Annotated in this window: 12 protein-coding genes and 1 tRNA gene; 9 read left to right on the top strand and 4 right to left on the bottom strand. The window is 63.6% G+C overall.

The window, feature by feature from the left end:
• Positions 1-200: 200 nt before the first annotated feature.
• From gltB to pyk, 3 genes are all read left to right on the top strand, one after another.
• The gene (gltB, locus tag JOE31_RS14350) at positions 201-4,817 is read left to right on the top strand and encodes a glutamate synthase large subunit (protein ID WP_209745781.1); all 4,617 of its coding nucleotides are present in this window, start codon (positions 201-203) and stop codon (positions 4,815-4,817) included.
• Entirely contained in the window at positions 4,810-6,267 is a 1,458-nt protein-coding gene (locus JOE31_RS14345; RefSeq protein ID WP_209745778.1) for a glutamate synthase subunit beta, read from the top strand. The genes gltB and JOE31_RS14345 overlap by 8 nt, the downstream gene beginning before the upstream one ends.
• Before the next feature lie 87 nt (positions 6,268-6,354).
• Positions 6,355-7,845 (top strand): pyruvate kinase, encoded by a 1,491-nt coding sequence (gene pyk, locus JOE31_RS14340; protein ID WP_209745775.1) that lies wholly within the window; start codon positions 6,355-6,357, stop codon positions 7,843-7,845.
• 160 nt (positions 7,846-8,005) lie between these two features.
• On the opposite strand, the gene JOE31_RS14335 is transcribed toward pyk, so the two are convergent.
• Positions 8,006-8,611 carry an ANTAR domain-containing response regulator gene (locus JOE31_RS14335; protein WP_011691554.1) on the bottom strand — a complete coding sequence of 202 codons (606 nt, stop codon included), beginning with the start codon at positions 8,609-8,611 and terminating at the stop codon, positions 8,006-8,008.
• A 206-nt stretch (positions 8,612-8,817) separates the two neighbouring features.
• On the opposite strand from JOE31_RS14335, the gene JOE31_RS14330 reads away from it, so the two are divergent.
• Positions 8,818-8,899, top strand: a tRNA-Leu gene (locus tag JOE31_RS14330).
• A 753-nt stretch (positions 8,900-9,652) separates the two neighbouring features.
• On the opposite strand, the gene JOE31_RS14325 is transcribed toward JOE31_RS14330, so the two are convergent.
• A complete protein-coding gene (locus JOE31_RS14325) occupies positions 9,653-10,147 on the bottom strand; it encodes a hypothetical protein (RefSeq protein ID WP_209745772.1) in 495 nt (164 codons plus the stop codon).
• A gap of 506 nt (positions 10,148-10,653) precedes the next feature.
• Between JOE31_RS14325 and JOE31_RS21860 the strand changes: the two genes are divergently transcribed.
• The 5 genes from JOE31_RS21860 (at position 10,654) to JOE31_RS14300 (ending at position 14,804) form a co-directional block, all read left to right on the top strand.
• The gene (locus JOE31_RS21860; protein ID WP_209745770.1) at positions 10,654-11,208 is read left to right on the top strand and encodes a hypothetical protein; all 555 of its coding nucleotides are present in this window, start codon (positions 10,654-10,656) and stop codon (positions 11,206-11,208) included.
• 94 nt (positions 11,209-11,302) lie between these two features.
• Positions 11,303-12,607, top strand: coding sequence for an IS256 family transposase (locus JOE31_RS14315; protein WP_245199708.1), 1,305 nt, complete (start codon positions 11,303-11,305; stop codon positions 12,605-12,607).
• A gap of 248 nt (positions 12,608-12,855) precedes the next feature.
• Entirely contained in the window at positions 12,856-13,713 is an 858-nt protein-coding gene (locus JOE31_RS14310) for an aldo/keto reductase (RefSeq protein WP_209745766.1), read from the top strand.
• Between the two features lie 140 nt (positions 13,714-13,853).
• Positions 13,854-14,435 carry a flavodoxin gene (locus JOE31_RS14305; protein ID WP_245199204.1) on the top strand — a complete coding sequence of 194 codons (582 nt, stop codon included), beginning with the start codon at positions 13,854-13,856 and terminating at the stop codon, positions 14,433-14,435.
• A gap of 48 nt (positions 14,436-14,483) precedes the next feature.
• Complete coding sequence (locus JOE31_RS14300) at positions 14,484-14,804, top strand: carboxymuconolactone decarboxylase family protein (protein ID WP_209745762.1); 321 nt, start codon at positions 14,484-14,486, stop codon at positions 14,802-14,804.
• Positions 14,805-15,312: 508 nt separating this feature from the next.
• Here JOE31_RS14300 and JOE31_RS21855 read toward each other — a convergent pair.
• Complete coding sequence (locus JOE31_RS21855; protein WP_307864427.1) at positions 15,313-17,130, bottom strand: AAA family ATPase; 1,818 nt, start codon at positions 17,128-17,130, stop codon at positions 15,313-15,315.
• A 65-nt stretch (positions 17,131-17,195) separates the two neighbouring features.
• Positions 17,196-17,981 (bottom strand): ROK family protein, encoded by a 786-nt coding sequence (locus JOE31_RS14290; protein WP_245199203.1) that lies wholly within the window; start codon positions 17,979-17,981, stop codon positions 17,196-17,198.
• Positions 17,982-17,999: the final 18 nt, after the last annotated feature.

Here is a 17,999-nt window from a genome sequence, read left to right as displayed (position 1 = left end):
CACCAGGGCCCCGTTCCCGTCAGCACAGAGCTGCCGACGGGTCAAGCCCGGGTCAGGGCCTGCGTAACTGTTAGTTCAGCAGGCCGGGCTGACCTACAATTTCCAGTAAGTAACACTTTGTTGTGCCCATCACACAGGCACCGCGAGTGGGGCCAACGTTGTCCCTTCCATACGCTCGATCAGGAGGAAGGACGTCTCCCATGACCCAAACTCTTCACAGCCCCAGTTGGTCCGAACCGAACCAGCCTGCAGCCGCCATGTCGCCGTTCAAGCGGTTCGCGGCGCTGCCGGAGGCCGGTGGGCTCTACAACCCGGAGCAGGAGAAGGACGCCTGCGGCCTGGCCATCATTGCCACGCTCCGCGGGGAGCCCGGCTATGACATCGTCGACGCCGCCCTGACCGCCCTGCGCAACCTTGAGCACCGCGGTGCCGTAGGTGCCGACGAAGGAACGGGCGACGGCGCCGGACTGTTGATGCAGATCCCGGACGAGTTTTTCCGCGCCGTCACCGAGTTTGAGCTTCCGGCGCCCGGACAGTACGTAGCGGGTACGGCATTCCTGCCGGCCGAGCAGCGCGAAGCCGATGCCGCCAAAGCCGGCATCGAAGGACTCGCAGCCGATGAAGGCCTCACGGTCCTCGGCTGGCGCGAGGTCCCGATCGTGGCCGACCTGGTCGGTGCCATGGCGCGTGCATGCATGCCCTATTTCTCGCAGCCGTTCTTTGCCTCCAGCACCGGGGAAGTGCTGGAGCGGAACGAACTCGATTCCCGGGCCTGGCGCATCCGCAAGCGCGCGCAGAACAAGTTCGGCGTGTACTTCCCGTCGCTGTCCTCCCGGACCATCGTCTACAAGGGCATGCTGACCACCGCCCAGCTTGAGCCGTTCTACCCGGACCTCTCGGACAAGCGCTTCAAGACCAAACTCGCGATCGTCCACTCGCGCTTCTCCACCAACACGTTCCCGTCCTGGCCGCTTGCCCAGCCGTTCCGCACCATCGCCCACAACGGTGAAATCAACACCGTCAAGGGCAACCGGAACTGGATGCGCGCGCGCCAGTCCCAGCTGGCCAACCCGCTCCTGGGTGATTCCCCCGAGGAGCTGTACCCCATCTGCACCCCGGGTGCCTCCGACTCGGCGTCGTTCGATGAAGTGGCAGAGCTGCTCTGGCTGTCCGGGCGTCCCATCACGCACTCGATCATGATGATGATCCCGGAGGCCTGGGAAAACCACGCCACGATGGATCCTGCCCGCAAGGCGTTCTACGAATACCACTCCCTGCTGATGGAACCGTGGGACGGCCCTGCTGCCGTTTCCTTCACCGACGGCAGCCTGGTGGGCGCAACGCTTGACCGCAACGGCCTGCGCCCCGGCCGTTACTGGATCACCGAAGACGGACTGGTGGTGTTCGCCTCCGAGGTGGGCGTCATCGACGTCGAACCTTCCAAGGTGGTCAAAAAGGGCCGGGTTTCCCCGGGCAAGATGTTCCTGGTGGACACCGAAGCCGGCCGGATCATCGACGACGAGGAGGTCAAGGCCGAAGTCGCTGCCGCCAACCCGTGGGCGGAGTGGGTCAAGGACAACCTGATCGACCTCAACGACCTGCCGGAACGCGAACACGTGGTGCACACCGCCGCGTCCGTGAACATCCGCCAGCGGACCTTCGGCTACACCACTGAAGAACTGAAGATCCTGCTGGGCCCGATGGCCCGCACCGGTGCCGAGCCCCTCGGCGCCATGGGGTCGGACACTCCCGTGGCCGTGCTGTCCAAGCGCCCGCGGCTCCTCTTTGACTACTTCGTGCAGTCCTTCGCGCAGGTCACCAACCCGCCGCTGGACGCCATCCGCGAAGAGCTGGTCACGTCCCTGATGTGCGCCATCGGCCCGAACGGCAACCTGCTGGACACCAAGCAGGTCCGGCAGCCGCAGGTCTCGCTGCCGTTCCCGGTAATCAACAACGACCAGCTCGCCAAGATCGCCAACATCGAAACGCCCGACGGCGACAGGATCGCCATGAAGGTCCGCGGCCTGTACCGCCCCGAAGGCGGCGAAAACGCCCTGCGTGCCCGCCTCACGGAAATCTGCGAGCAGGTGTCCGGTGCCATCAACCGCGGCGTGCAGTACGTGGTGCTCTCGGACCGCGACTCAAACGCCCAGTGGGCACCCATCCCGTCGCTGCTGCTGGTCAGCGCCGTGCACCACCACCTGCTGCGCAGCGCCAACCGCACCAAGACCGCCCTGGTGGTCGAAGCCGGCGACGTCCGCGAGACCCACCATGTGGCAGTCCTGATCGGCTACGGCGCCTCCGCCGTGAACCCGTACCTGGCCATGGAATCCGTGGAACAGCTCATCAGCAGCGGCGACGTTGTTGGCGTGACCCCGCAGGACGGCGTCTACAACCTGATCAAAGGCCTCGGCAAGGGCGTCCTGAAGATCATGTCCAAGATGGGCATCTCCACGGTTGCCTCCTACACCGGTGCTCAGACGTTCGAAGCCCTTGGCCTCGGCCAGGAACTGGTGGACGAATTCTTCGCCGGCACCCACTCCCAGCTCGGCGGCGTCGGACTCGACGTCATCGCCGCTGAAGTGTCCGCGCGGCACCAGATGGCCTACCCGGAGGGCGGCATCGAGCAGCCGCACCGCCCGCTGCTCGGCGGCGGCGAGTACCAGTGGCGCCGCGACGGCGAGCCGCACCTGTTCAACCCTGAGACGGTCTTCCGGCTGCAGCACGCCACGCGTGAACGCCGCTACGACATCTTCAAGCAGTACACCCGCGGCGTGGACGACCAGTCCGAAAACCTCATGACCCTCCGCGGCCTGCTGAAGTTCAAGACCGGTGCCCGTCCCGTGGTGCCGCTCGAGGAAGTGGAGCCCGTCTCCAGCATCGTCAAGCGTTTCTCCACCGGCGCCATGAGCTACGGGTCCATCTCCAAGGAGGCCCACGAGACCCTGGCGATCGCCATGAACCGGCTGGGCGGCAAGTCCAACACCGGTGAGGGCGGCGAGGACGTGGACCGCCTGCTGGATCCCGAGCGCCGTTCGGCGGTCAAACAGATTGCCTCCGGCCGTTTTGGTGTCACGAGCCTGTACCTGAGCAACGCCGACGACATCCAGATCAAGATGGCGCAGGGTGCCAAGCCCGGCGAAGGCGGCCAGCTGATGGCGCAGAAGGTGTACCCCTGGGTTGCCCGGACGCGCCACTCGACCCCCGGCGTCGGACTTATTTCCCCGCCCCCGCACCACGACATCTACTCGATCGAGGACCTCGCCCAGCTGATTTATGACGCGAAGCGTGCCAATCCTTCGGCCCGGGTGCACGTCAAGCTCGTCTCCGAGGTGGGAATCGGCACAGTTGCCGCCGGTGTCACCAAGGCCAAGGCCGACGTCGTACTGGTTTCCGGTCACGACGGCGGTACCGGCGCCTCGCCGCTGAACTCGCTCAAGCATGCCGGTGTCCCGTGGGAGCTGGGGCTCGCAGAGACCCAGCAGACCCTGATGCTCAACGGCCTGCGCGACCGCGTGGTGGTGCAGGTGGATGGGCAGCTGAAGACCGGCCGCGACGTCGTGATCGCCGCGCTGCTCGGCGGCGAGGAGTTTGGCTTCGCCACGGCCCCGCTGGTGGTTGAAGGCTGCATCATGATGCGCGTCTGCCACCTGGACACTTGCCCGGTGGGCGTGGCCACGCAGAACCCCGAGCTGCGCGCCCGTTTCAGCGGCAAGCCGGAGTTCGTGGTCAACTTCTTCGAGTTCCTGGCTGAAGAGGTCCGTGAGATCCTCTCGGAGCTTGGCTTCCGGAGCATCGAAGAGGCCATCGGACACGCCGAAATGCTGGACACCCGTGAGGCGATCAATCACTGGAAGGCCGAAGGGCTGGACCTGGACCCGATCCTGCACGGACTCGAGTTCGACGACGACGCCCCGTTGCGGAACCTGACCGGCCAGAACCACGAGCTGGACAAGCACTTCGACCAGCGGCTCATCACCATGGCCGCCGAGGCGCTGACCGACCGCACCCCGGTGAAGATCGCCGTGGACGTCATCAACACGGACCGCTCCGTGGGCACCATGCTGGGCCACGTCGTCACCAAGACGTTCAGCACGGACGTGCTGGCCACGGACACGATCGACATCACGCTGACCGGCACTGCGGGCCAGTCGCTGGGCGCCTTCCTGCCTGCCGGCATCACCCTGCGCATGTTCGGCGACTCGAACGACTACGTGGGCAAGGGCCTCTCCGGCGGCCGCATCATCGTCCGGCCGGACCGCACCAACGTGTTCCAGGCCGAGAGCAACGTGATCGCCGGCAACGTGATCGGTTACGGTGCCACCAGCGGCGAGATGTTCCTGCGCGGCCAGGTGGGCGAACGATTCCTGGTCCGCAACTCCGGCGCCACGGCAGTTGTCGAAGGCATCGGCGACCACGGCTGCGAGTACATGACCGGCGGCCAGACGCTCATCATCGGCCGCACGGGCCGCAACTTCGGTGCGGGCATGTCCGGCGGAACGGCCTACGTGCTGGACCTGCGGACCACCCGCGTCAACAAGCAGGCGCTGGAGTCCGGCGAACTGCAGCTGCGCGAACTGGATGCCGAGGACCGCGACATCGTGCACGGTCTCCTGGTCAAGCATGTCGAAGAGACGGAATCGCTGCACGCGCAGCGTCTGCTCGAAAACTTCGACGACACCGCAGCCCGCATTACCAAAGTCCTGCCGCGCGACTACGCGGCCGTATTGCAGACCCGTCTTGACGCGATCGAAGAGGGCCTGGACCCCGATGGCGAAGAAGTATGGTCTCGAATCCTGGAGGTGACCGGTGGCTGATCCACGCGGATTTCTGAAAGTACGTCAGCGTGAAACCCAGCCGCGCCGTCCCGTTCCCGTCCGCATCATGGACTGGAAGGAAGTCTACGAGGCCCAGGAAAAGGGTGTCCTGAAGAGCCAGGCCGGCCGCTGCATGGACTGCGGCGTACCGTTCTGCCACCAGGGCTGCCCGCTGGGCAACCTGATTCCCGAGTGGAACGACCTCGTGTGGCGGGACAAGGGCGAGGAAGCTATTGAGCGGCTGCATGCCACCAACAACTTCCCGGAATTCACCGGCCGCCTGTGCCCGGCACCCTGCGAGGCGTCCTGCGTGCTGGGGATCAACCAGCCCGCGGTGACCATCAAGCAGGTTGAAGTTTCCATCATCGATCAAGCCTTCGACAACGGCTGGGTCAACCCGCTGCCGCCGACCCGCCTGACGGGCAAGACCGTGGCAGTGGTGGGCTCCGGCCCAGCCGGCCTGGCAGTTGCCCAGCAGCTGACGCGCGTGGGTCACACCGTTGCCGTGTACGAACGCGACGACAAGATCGGCGGCCTCCTGCGCTACGGCATCCCCGACTTCAAGATGGAGAAGGAGCAGGTTGACCGCCGCCTTGAGCAGATGAAGGCCGAAGGCACCCGTTTCCGCACCGGAGTGGCCGTGGGCAGCGACGTGACCTGGGAGCAGCTCCGCCGGCGTTACGACGCCGTGGTGGTTGCCACCGGTGCCACCGTGCCGCGCGACCTGCCGATTCCGGGACGCGAACTCGAGGGCGTCCACTTCGCCATGGATTACCTCGTTCCCGCCAACCGTGTGGTGGCGGGGGAGCAGGTGGAGAACCAGATCCACGCCAAGGGCAAGCATGTGGTGATCCTGGGCGGCGGTGACACCGGCGCGGACTGCCTCGGCACCGCGCACCGTCACGGCGCCGCGTCCGTGACCACGCTGGCGATCGGCAAGCAGCCGTCCGTGGAACGCACCCCGAACCAGCCCTGGCCCACGTTCCCCACGCTTTTCGAGGTGGCGAGTGCGCATGAAGAAGGCGGCGAGCGGACGTATCTGGCCTCCACCGTCGAGTTCGTCGGCGAAAACGGCAAGCTCACCGGCGTGAAGGTTGCCGAGACCGAATTCGTGGACGGCAAGCGACTCCCCAAGGCGGGCACCGAGCGGATCATTCCCGCGGACCTGGTGTTCCTGTCCTTGGGATTCACCGGTGCGGAGCCTGCTGGCATCACTGATCAGGTCCACGCCGACTTCGACGGCCGCGGCAACGTGGCGCGTGACGGCTACTACATGACGAACACCGAGGGTGTGTTCGTTGCCGGTGACGCCGGCCGCGGACAGTCGCTCATCGTGTGGGCCATCGCCGAAGGCCGCGCCTGTGCTGCGGCGGTAGACAAATTCCTGATGGGAACTACGATCCTGCCTGCCCCGGTTGCCCCAACCGACCGGGCGATCGCCGTTCTCTAGTCGCGACTCTGCAGTCACAATCGGGGGACCACGGAAGTTCACCAGCGGTACAACTTCAATCCAGAAACAGACCAATAGGGTAGGTATATGAGACGCGCAAAAATCGTGGCAACGTTCGGACCGGCTATTTCCAGCTTCGAGAACACCCTCGCAGTTGTTGAAGCCGGCGTGGATGTTGCCCGCATGAACATGAGCCACGGCGACTACTCGGTGCACGACGTGACGTACGAGAACGTCCGCAGGGCATCGAAGCAGCTCGGCAAGCCCGTGGCCATCATGGCTGACCTCCAGGGCCCCAAGATCCGCCTGGGCCGCTTTGTTGACGGCCCGCACGAGCTGGCCGTCGGCGACATCTTCACCATCACCACCGAAGACGTCCCCGGCACCAAGGACATCTGCTCCACCACTCTCAAGAGCCTGACCGACGACGTCAACGTCGGCGACGCGCTGCTGATCGACGACGGCAAGGTCGCCCTGCGGGCCCTTGAGGTCGACGACGTCAAGGTGGTCGCCCAGGTGACTGTCGGCGGCATGGTCTCCAACAACAAGGGCATCAACCTGCCCGGTGTTGCCGTCAACGTCCCCGCGCTGAGCGAAAAGGACGAGGACGATCTGCGCTGGGCCATGCGCCGCGGCGTGGACATGGTTGCCCTGTCATTCGTGCGTGACGCTTCGGACATCAAGCGCGTCCACGAAATCATGGACGAAGAGGGACGCCGCGTGCCGGTGATCGCCAAGATCGAGAAGCCGCAGGCCGTTGAGCAGCTGCACGAGATCATCGACGCCTTCGACGCCATCATGGTGGCCCGTGGCGACCTCGGTGTGGAGCTGCCGCTCGAAGAGGTGCCGATCGTCCAGAAGCGCGCCATTGAACTGGCCCGCCGCTGGGCCAAGCCGGTCATCGTCGCCACCCAGGTGCTTGAGTCCATGATCGACAACCCGCGCCCCACCCGTGCAGAGGCTTCGGACTGCGCCAACGCCGTGCTCGACGGCGCCGACGCAGTTATGCTTTCCGGCGAGACGAGCGTGGGCAAGTACCCGATCGAGACCGTCAAGGTCATGGCACGGATCATCGAATCCACCGAGGTCCACGGCTTGGAGCGCGTACCCCCGCTGGGCACCAAGCCCAAGACCCGTGGCGGCGCCATCACCCGTGCCGCCGTCGAAATCGCCGACCAGCTGGACGCCAAGTACATCTGTGCGTTCACCCAGTCCGGTGACTCGGCCCGCCGCCTCTCCCGCCTGCGTCCGGTCCGTCCGGTCTTCGCGTTCACTCCGGTGGAGCAGGTGTGGAACCAGCTCGCACTGACCTGGGGCATCCAGCCGGTCCTGGTCCCCATGGTGGACCACACCGACGAGATGACCGCGCAGGTGGACCGCAGCCTGCTGGAACTGAACCTGGTGGAAGACGGCGACCTGGTGGTTATCGCTGCCGGTTCGCCTCCCGGAAAGGCCGGTTCGACCAACTCGCTGAAGGTGCACAAGGTGGGCGACCTTACCGACACCGGCCGCTCCGGCGAAGGTGTTAGCAACAAGGAAAAGCTCGGACCCTGGCCGGAAAAGAAGAAGAAGGCCTAGTACGTCCCCTGCGTGCGGCGCGAGCCGCACGCAGAACAAAAGGGAGGCTCCCCGCCGATTGGCGGGGAGCCTCCCTTTTTGTCTTGCTGCTAACCCGGTAGTGCCGGGTGGCAGGCCCCCGGCAGGCCGTCGTCGTACGTGGCCGGCCGGGGCCGTGAGCTTAGTTGACCTGGTTGATGATGGTTTCGGCGACCTCGCGCATGCTGAGGCGGCGGTCCATAGAGGTCTTCTGGATCCAGCGGAAGGCCTCGGGTTCGGTAAGGCCCATCTTGGTGGTGAGCAGGCTCTTGGCGCGCTCTACGAGCTTGCGGGTGGCGAACTGCTCCTGGAGGTCCGAGACCTCGTTTTCCAGGGCCTTGATCTCCTCATGGCGGGAGAGCGCGATTTCCAGGGCGGGGATCAGGTCCGCGGGGGTGAACGGCTTGACCACGTAGGCCATGGCACCGGCGTCCCGGGCGCGCTCCACGAGTTCCTTCTGGCTGAAGGCGGTAAGGAGGACTACGGGGGCGATGCGGGCCTTGACGATCTTCTCGGCGGCGGAGATGCCGTCCATGACCGGCATCTTGACGTCCATCAGGACGAGGTCAGGCTTGAGTTCCTCGGCGAGCTGGACGGCCTTCTCGCCGTTGTCCGCTTCGCCGATGACATCATAGCCCTCGCCCCGGAGGATTTCGATGATGTCCAGGCGGATAAGGGTCTCGTCCTCGGCGACAATAACGCGGCGCGCCGGCTGGGTGTTGGGGTTTGACTCCGTCTGTTCTGACACGGGAACTCCTTGAAAGGTACGGCGGGAACTAGTCCATCTTAGTTGTGCCCGCCGCTGTACTTGGAACTGCTTGGGTTCGTTGCGGCTTCACTGGCGCGATTCTGGAATTCAGCCTATCTGCATGTAGAGTAATTTCGCGCACTGGAAGCGATCGCGTTGCTCACAACGTAGCTGTGAGCCTAAGATTGTTACTCCGTGTAATCCGCGCCCGAGTGGCGGAATTGGCAGACGCGCCGCACTCAAAATGCGGTATCGAAAGGTGTGTGGGTTCGAGTCCCACCTCGGGCACAGTGTTTTCCCTGTTCAGGGGCCTGTTGGCCTCTGAGTGTGCACAAACTGTTCACTTATAGGCCCCTTCGGGGGCCTTTTTTGTTGGTGGCCGGCTTGCTCCTTGCATCGCTGGTCGGTGCTTGTTACTTCTTCATTGTCGTCCGCGGGGCAGGCGACATGACCGGTCCTGGCTGTGGAAATCTTCGCTGCTTTGCAGTTGCTTTCCCCGTGGGCTTCCATGACGTGGCCAGGTCCTGCTCGCGTCCAACGGGCCGCCCCAGTGACGCTGGCTTCTGCTGCCGTCGTAGACGGATTCGGCGTTGATTTGGCTGGATTGGTGGCACTCGGCGGGAGCCGGACGCGCTGCTGAGGGTCGTGCCGCGCTTCGTGCCCGGGATGTTCCTGACGACCTTCTCCTCGTACATGTGCCGACCAACCGTTTTGTGGTCGTGGAACTAAAGTCTGGCAAATTCAGACCCGAGCACCTTGGTTATGCGCAGCAGGATGTTATGCAACGGTCGTCGTTCGCGCTGGCTTGTTGAAGGCACTCGCAGGGTTTCTTGGCATAACGCCCGGCTGTCTTGGCGGTGAGCGTCCGAGGTTTGTTAGCCAGGTGAGCATGTCTTTGTCCTGGTGCCAGTGGGGCATGGCATCGGGCGGGGTGAGGTTGGTGAAGGCGCCTTGGAGCGGTTGTCGTTTCATCTCTCCGTCGATGCGGGCATAGATCTCGGTGGTTTTCAGGTCTGACGCGCCGAAGGCCGGCGGACAACGCTACTCATGGCGATCGCTCCAAGCCGTTCCCAGCGCCGCCGGGGGGCTGTACGATACGGCGGCTTCCCGCGACCCGATCACAAGAAGCGTGTCGGGCATGTAGGTCGGCTGGCCGTCCAGCAGTTCGCCCAGCGCTATGACCAGGTTCGCACCGGAGGCGAATCGGAGATTGATCGCCCATGGAAGGTCACTGGGCGGATCCGAATGAGAGAACGTGCAAGCGGTGAGGCGCTCCCCGATAAGGCCGCCCCACCGCTCGGAGACGTCGGTGATCGTTAGCTCCGGACTGGGGTCGGCTTCGCTGGGCCCGCCCTGGACGAGGCCTTCGTTCTCCGCGTCGGTAGACCAATGGATCCGCGTCATTGGTGACGTCCGCCAATGCAGTGTTACCGCCATGGCGACCTCATCAATGTGCGCGGTGGCCTCCTCCCAACCCAACAGCTCGTAGTCCACGCTCGACAGTACGTCACCGAGAGGCAGGATGAGATCGGTCATGGCCTGAAAACCCCGAAGTATTGGAACACACCGTCTGCATCGAACGCAGCACCGCGGCCGTCTGGAGCAATGTAATAGCGCCCTCCGGAGAAGTTGCCACCAGTAATCCCTCGCGTGACCGTTCCCAGGGTGGTCAGGATGTCATCCGGCCGCGTCAAAGAGCTGCCGACCTGCCCAGACAGCCTCCTGAGGGTCGTCGGTGAGCCAGGCGCCAAGCGCATAGGCAGCAGCTGGCGGCCGCGAACGCCCTCTTTGCCGAGCGGTCAAGTGGCTCGAGCCGCAGCTTCAGCAACTTTTCATCGTATTTGAGCATGTCTGATCCCCTGAGCACGATCGTTTACCGGTGGTCGAAGCTTATGGGCCTGGCTCGACGACGGCTAGAGGTGTGACGCCCATGTGCAGGATCGGTGGTTCCGTGGGGGTGGCTCCGGTGGTGAAGCTTTGCATAACGTTCCAGCCTTGAAGAGTGACGCATAAGCGCCACCACTCAAGGCTGGAGGGATGCAATGGAGGACCAGATTGTCACCGTCGCCGATCTCGTGGGGGCGATCATCGTGGAGATGGAGCGACGTAATTACAAGCCGTCTGTCATCACGCAGTACCGCATCGTGTGGGACAAGTTGTGCAGGCATTCAGGCGCGATGCCGGCAGATGCTTTCAGCGTCGAGCACGGCATGGACTTCTTGGAAGACGTGCTCCACATCCGCTCGCACCCGCTGAGCGAGGCGACCTCGTATCGGTGGATGAAGGCGATCTACTTGCTGAGCGACTTCAAGCGGACCGGCGTCCTGACGCTCCGCAAGCCTGGACGGGAGTTCGTGTTCAGCGGCGCAGCCGCCGCCCCGTTCCAGGCGTACGTGGCCAGCGCGGGGGACTCACCATCGCGGCTCATTGCCGCGCTGGTGCACTTCACTCCGGGAGCGCGGACCAACTGGCATTCCCATCCGCTCGGGCAAACTCTGCACTGCACTGAGGGTGCCGGGATCGTGGCAACACGTGATGGCACCGTCATCCTCATGCGGCCGGGAGGGTGTCAGATTGATTGTGTAGGAGGGATGTAGCCGGTGGGGTGATTGGAGAATCATTGTGGCTATGACTGAACCCCGTGAAGTGCTTCCGGAGGAGCTGGCACGCAGGGCTGCGGCGGCCGGGAGCATGGATGCTTTGAAGGCCTCCGGCGCCTTTGATGAGCTGATGGCGCAGATCGATTCCGGCAGGCTCGAGCTCGATGGCAAGGACGGTTTTGTCCAGCAGCTGATCAAGGCCTCTCTCGAACGCGGGCTGCAAGCCGAGCTGACCGGGCACCTGGGCTATGACAAGGGTGATCCGGTCGGACGGTTCCTGCCCAATTCGCGCAACGGGTCGTATCCGAAGACGCTGGGGACTTCTGCCGGGGACGTGGACCTGGCTGTGCCGCGGGACCGTGACGGGTCGTTCAGCCCGCATCTGGTTCCCAAGGGTGCGCGCCGGACCGCCGGCCTGGATGACATGATCATCAGCCTTTACGCCGGCGGGATGACGGTCCGCGACATTGCCCATCATCTGGAGTCCACGCTCGGAACCGAGCTGTCCCAGGAGACCATCTCGAAGATCACCGATTCGGTCCTCGATGAAGTGCTGGAGTGGCAGAAACGCCCACTGGATCCGATCTATCCGATCCTCTATCTGGACGCGATCGTCATCAAGGTCCGTGACGGGCACCAGGTCCAGAACCGTGCCGCGCACATCGCCGTGGGCGTGGACATGGAGGGCATCAAGCACGTCCTGGGCATCTGGGTCGAGGCCAGCGAAGGCGCGAAATCCTGGGCCGGCGTCTGCGCGGAACTCGCCAACCGCGGCATCAAAGACGTCCTCATTGTCTGCTGCGACGGGCTCACCGGGTTCCCCGAGGCTGTCGCCGGGACGTGGCCGGCGGCGACGGTCCAGACCTGTGTGGTGCACCTGATCCGCGCCTCGATGCGGTTCATCAGCTATCAGGACCGGAAAAGGGTCGCAGCGGCTCTCAGGCCGATTTACACCGCCCCGACCGCCGACGCCGCGCAGGACGAACTCGATTCCTTCGAGGCCTCCGAGCTCGGACGGAAATACCCGGCAACGGTGCGGACCTGGCGCAACGGCTGGGAGAAGTTCACCCCGTTCCTGGCTTTCCCGCCGCCGGTGCGACGGATCATCTACACAACCAACGCCATCGAGTCGCTCAACTACCAACTGCGGAAGATCATCAAGAACCGCGGACACTTCCCCAACGACCAGGCCGCCGTGAAACTGCTCTGGCTCGCCATCTGCAACATCGAAGACAAACGCGCCAGGGAACGGTCCAAACTGGACTCAAGGACCCGCAGCAACCGGAAGAGTGTAGAAAAACTCGTTGAAGGAACCTTCACGCAAGGTTGGAGTGAAGCCCTCGGCGTCCTCGTTCTGAACTATCCCGACCGGCTCGGACCTTACCTGAACCGATGAGCCAGCACCTCACTTACACAAAGAACTTGACAGGCTCGCGGCCCGGGGGACACCGTCCACACTCCTGCCGGAGAAGAACACTGGCACGGTGCTGCGCCCGAGAGCCTGATGACACATCTGGCCATGGTCGAACACGAAAACGGACAAAGCGCCAGATGGCTTGAACCCGTCAGTGACACCGACTACGCAGCAGCCCACCAACAAGCAACCCGATAGATCCCGAACCTCCATCCACCCGAAGCAAAACCATGCAAACCGTGACCCTGAACAACGGCGTCGAAATGCCTATCCTGGGCTTTGGCGTCTTCCAAATCCCCGACGAGGAAACCCAGGCCGCCGTCGAAGCCGCCCTCGAAGCCGGCTACCGGCACCTGGACACGGCGGCCTCGTACCTCAACGAAGCAGCCGTGGGCGCAGCGATCAAGGCCAGCGGCATCTCCCGCGACGAACTGTTCGTCACCACCAAACTATGGATCCAGCACGCCCCCACCGGCAGCGTTGAAGAGGACACAAAACGTGCCTTCGAGAACTCCCTGAACCGGCTCGGCCTCGACTACGTCGACCTGTACCTGATCCACCAGCCCCTGGGCGACTACTACAGCGAATGGCGGGCCTTGCAGGAGATCAACAAGGAAGGCCGCGCCCGCGCCATCGGTGTCTCGAACTTCCACCCCGACCGGCTCGTGGACCTCATCGATCACAACGAGATCATCCCCGCCGTCAACCAGATCGAAACCCACCCGTTCCACCAGCGCGAAACCGACCAGGCGCTGATGCGCGAACGCGGCGTCCAGATTGAATCCTGGGGTCCCTTCGCCGAAGGAAAGAACAACCTGTTCACCGACCCGGTTCTGAGAGCCATCGCCCAGGCCCACGGCAGATCAGTCGCCCAGGTTGTCCTGCGCTGGCTCATCCAGCGCAGCATCGTAGTCATCCCCAAGTCCGTCCGGCCGGAGCGCATGGCCCAGAACCTGGACGTCTTCGACTTCACACTGACCGACACGCAGATGCAGCAGATCGCCGCCCTGGACACAGGAGCCAGCCTCTTCTTCGACCACCGCGACCCCGCCATGGTCAGCTGGCTCGGCGGACGACGGATCGACTGATCCCAGCCCCCATGACCACACTGCACGTCGTTGGCCGACGCTCGATGCTCAAAATTGGGGCCGGAGCGCTGGTCAGCACACTTGCCGGCGCCGCCATATCGGGATGCGCCCCACCAAGAACTGACCCGGAAACCACAACCATGCCTAAGCCAGATGCCCGCTCCGCACCGAATACCCTCGTTCCCCCGGGAAACAGCAGCCGAATCCTGCTGGTCTACTTTTCACGTGCAGGGGAGAACTACTACAACGGCGGCCGCACCAACCTCACCGTCGGTAACACCGAAGTCCTCGCCGGCATGATCCGGGACCGGACAGGCTGCGACGTTCACCGGATCGAGGCGGCTGATCCCTACCCGGACAGTTACGACGCCACGGTGGCACAGAACGTCCGCGAGCAGAACAACGACGCCCGCCCCGGCATCGCCAACCCGCTGTCCTCCATAGGAGGATACGACACCGTGCTCCTTGCCAGCGGAATCTGGAACGTCAGGGCACCGATGATCATGACCACGTTCGCCGAAAGCCACGACTTCACAGGCAAGACCATCCATCCCGTCACCACCCACGCCATGAGCGCGCTGGGAACCACGGAACGTGACTACGCCCGATCCTGCCCAGGCGCCGTCATCGCCGAAGGGCTCGCCGTACGGGGCGAAGAAGTCCAAAACGCAGGGGCGGACGTCGACTCGTGGCTTCGCCGCACCGGCCTCCTTCAAACCTGACCGCACGCCACATCATCAAGCCGCCATTCACCCGGAAGGACCATCCTCATGACCGACACGAACCAGACCCGCGCCCAACAGCTCATCGGCGACTTCGCCCCCAAACTCGTCGAACTCACCGACGGCGTACTCTTCGGAGACATCTGGGAGCGCACCGAACTCTCCCCACGGGAACGCAGCCTCATCACGGTTGCCAGCCTCGTCACCAGCGCAAGCACCGACCAGCTCCGCGGACACCTCGCCCGGGCCCAGGTCAACGGACTGACAGAAACCGAACTCAAAGAAGCCATCATCCACCTGGCCTTCTACGCCGGCTGGCCCAAGGCCATGCAGGCAATCATGGTCGCCAAGGAAGTCTTCAAAAACTAATCGACGGCCCACATCCGGAGGACCTCCCGGTGTGGGAACCGTGCGGGACTGTCTGAATAGCGGTGGATCCGGGGCTGGCCTGACACGCCGGGTGTTGCCTGGCGGAGGCCTGATCATGAGCGGAACCATGAGATCCCATGGCGACTGATGTGGATCAGCAAGATTTAGCGAAGCGCCTCCTGGCCCAGGCCTGCGTTGAACGCCGATATTGAACCTTCCGTCACAATGGCGAAGCCCGCGTGATACCCGGTTAAGAGTGGGAATGTGGCAAAACGAGAGTGTGGACAATGTCCACTCTTGGCTTCGTACTCGGTCGTACATCGGTCGGACCGGTGGGGGAGCAGGGCGGCATGACGCTAAGAGATTCTGTGGCATGCCGCAACACGGCTCTGCGCCCGGCGGGAGCGGCTCGGTGTGCCGGGACGCTCGACCTTGGTTGCTGCCAAGTGGGTAAACCGCCTCGACACCGACTGAGGGATGCACGCCCCCATCTGTGTCCCGTCCAGGATTAGAAGTGCTTGGATGTAAATGGCTGGTTGTCGTCGCTGCTGGTGAGCCTCAGTTCCCAGGACGACTCGAGTCGAGTCAGCTGGCTGGCCGCCAGCGCTTGCGCAGATTTTTCTGCCGATATGAGCGCTCGGGTGAGCGGGTTGACGAAGAGTGTTTCAACTATTGAGCCGACGCCACGGCCGCCGAAGGCGAGGTTCTCGACGGCATTTTCTTCGATGGTGTTTGAAACGTCCGGGAGTATCCGCAGGGTGATGCCATGGCGTGTTTGCACGCGCCGGATGACGGCGGAGAGGTATTTTCGGACGAGCTCGCGTGCGACCGCTTCGGAGATGAAGTCGAAGACGACGATGTTGTCTCCGATGCGGCTTAGTAGCTCGGGGCGCTGGAGTTGTTCAGTGAAGTGCACTTCAATGGCACGTCGGACCTTCGCTTCGGTGTCGCGGTAGGGGTCGCCCCAGCGGGCGAAGTTATCGGACGCGCCAGCTTCGCTGGATGACCGGTAAGTGCCGAGATTGGAGGTGAAAACGATGACAGTCTCACTGAAGTAGACGGTTTCGCCAGATCCGTCGGTCAAACGGCCGTCTTCCAGAATCTGCAGGAATTTATCGAGGATCCGCGGGTGCGCCTTTTCAATTTCATCGAACAGGAGGATGGAGAAAGGTCGATCACGCACAGCGTTTGTCAGCTCGCCTCCGGCGGAGTGGCCAACGTATCCCGGAGGTGCGCCGATCAGCCGCGCTTCGCTGTGCTCAGCCGAAAATTCACTCATATCAAAGCGGATATAGGCGTCCTCGGCTCCGAACAGTGTCTCGGCGAGGGCTTTCGCGAGCTCGGTTTTGCCCACACCGGTGGGACCCGCGAAAAACAATATTCCTTGCGGCCGCCCGGAGGCGTTTCCGACGTGCGCCCCGGTCAAACCCATCGCTGACCGGGTGAGAACGGTGAGGGCTTGTTGGATCGCCCTTGGCTGCCCGAGAACGCGCCGGCCGATGCTGTCGGTTCCCCGTTTGAGGCGCTGAAGGAGCAGTGGATCTCCCCACGGGCTCTCCAGGACGCCGAGCCGGTAGCTTCTGAGCGCCTCATCGATTCGTGTGATGTCTATTCCCTGCTCGATGGCCAGTGTGACGACGCTGTCGATCTCGCGGAGGGTCATGCCTTGCGAGAGATCTGCCAGGACGGTCTCTGCGGCACTTGCCGCCGCGGCGTCCGTCCTTGCCGGGTCATCCATGCGGCGAAGAAAGAGCCCGGCGCCTGACTTGCGTAGCCCGAGGGAGGGCAACGGAATATGCACTAGACGCACGCCGGATGCGCGAGACAGCCATTGTGGTGCGTCCTGGGCCTCGTCGGCGAGCCAAAAAATGCCGCAGTCGAACCGCCCCGGGTTGTTCCTGAGCTGGTCTTCGCCGTCATTGCTGTTGGCACGTTTTTCTGCGGCGGCAAACAACCCCCGGAGGTCCGGGCCGGCGTGTGGTTCCTCTGCCCACAGACGGGACGCATAAGCGATGACCACCGCGACCCGGGGAGCTCCCGGCGCGCGAGCATTTCTGATCAGGTCTGCCAGCCGGCCTGTTGTTGAGGCTGTGGCACGCCCGAGATGTGTTGAGGAGAAGAATGACTCCGGATCCACTTCGGTTCCGTGGTACTCCAACCGGATACCGTCCACTGGATCATACGAGTAGACGAGGTCGTAGCGACGACGGATCAACAGACCGACGATCACCTCGGATGTGGTCAGCACATGAGCCGCAGAGTCCGCAGACTTGCGAACGAGGTGAATGTCCCGGATGTTTCCGGCAACGATGAACTGGGATGTCACGGGAAATGCAAGGTCGATTTCGCGGACCCATGCGGGTAGCCCAGGTTGATGCACCAACGAGTCCATCAGAAACCCAGCCTCGCGCGGGCCATGCGATGGGCCTCGTGGGTCGCTCCATCCAGCGGCGTGCGGGTTCCGACGACAACGTCGACGCGGTCGAGGCTTAGGCCGGGGACGGTGACGGAGAGGTATTTCACCAACGGTTTCAGGCCGGCGAGAGGGCCACCCAGAACGACGGCGCTTGGATTCAGTAGCGTCACCATGTTCGCGATGGCTACAGCCAGATTGTCCAAGGCTTCACGAGTGCTCGGCGCGGGCCCGGGTCCGGAGAATAGTTCCTTGGACGCTTCCAGGTCGAGACCGTAAGCCCTGGCCGAGTTTCCGAATCCGAGACGCGTCAGGGTTCGGGTGAGATCTTCGCCACCGGGTGCCCGCAGGTGACCAATTTCCCCTGCGAGGCCCCGCGCGCCGCGCTGGAGGTTTCCGCCGAGAAATAGTCCGGCTCCGAGGCCCGCACCTAGATAGACGAACAGGAAATCGTCCACGTCCATCATTTCGCCGACGGAATGCTCGGCCAGGGTCGCCCAGTTCACGTCGTTGTCAACCTTGGTTTCTGCGGCTTGGATGTTCAGGTCACGGACCGGATTGAAATGACCGGCCGGAAAAACCGAATCGGCCATCGGAATGATGTCGCCGGTCCTGCGGTCCACGGGATCCGCAACAGAGATAGCGACCGCGAGCAACGGTGTGGGTGTGGCCTTCACAATGGATTCCAGCAGGCGGCTGGCGACGGCGATCACGTAGTCACTGCTGGCATCGTGCGGCAGCGGTTCGGTCTTGTCGAAGGCCATTGTTCCGTCCAGCCGGAC

This window comes from Arthrobacter sp. PvP023, from assembly GCF_017832975.1.
Lineage (GTDB): Bacteria > Actinomycetota > Actinomycetes > Actinomycetales > Micrococcaceae > Arthrobacter.
Note: the sequence above shows the minus strand (reverse complement) of the source record. Positions and strands in the feature narration are given on the sequence as shown.

Bases quoted from the DNA above. Each gene is read 5' to 3' on its own strand.
- gltB (WP_209745781.1), top strand. From the start codon at position 201: ATGACCCAAACTCTTCACAGCCCCAGTTGGTCCGAACCGAACCAGCCT.
- pyk (WP_209745775.1), top strand. From the start codon at position 6,355: ATGAGACGCGCAAAAATCGTGGCAACGTTCGGACCGGCTATTTCCAGC.
- JOE31_RS14325 (WP_209745772.1), bottom strand. From the start codon at position 10,147: ATGACCGATCTCATCCTGCCTCTCGGTGACGTACTGTCGAGCGTGGAC.
- JOE31_RS21860 (WP_209745770.1), top strand. From the start codon at position 10,654: ATGGAGGACCAGATTGTCACCGTCGCCGATCTCGTGGGGGCGATCATC.
- JOE31_RS14315 (WP_245199708.1), top strand. From the start codon at position 11,303: ATGGATGCTTTGAAGGCCTCCGGCGCCTTTGATGAGCTGATGGCGCAG.
- JOE31_RS14310 (WP_209745766.1), top strand. From the start codon at position 12,856: ATGCAAACCGTGACCCTGAACAACGGCGTCGAAATGCCTATCCTGGGC.
- JOE31_RS14305 (WP_245199204.1), top strand. From the start codon at position 13,854: ATGCCTAAGCCAGATGCCCGCTCCGCACCGAATACCCTCGTTCCCCCG.
- JOE31_RS14300 (WP_209745762.1), top strand. From the start codon at position 14,484: ATGACCGACACGAACCAGACCCGCGCCCAACAGCTCATCGGCGACTTC.
- JOE31_RS14290 (WP_245199203.1), bottom strand. From the start codon at position 17,981: ATGGCCTTCGACAAGACCGAACCGCTGCCGCACGATGCCAGCAGTGAC.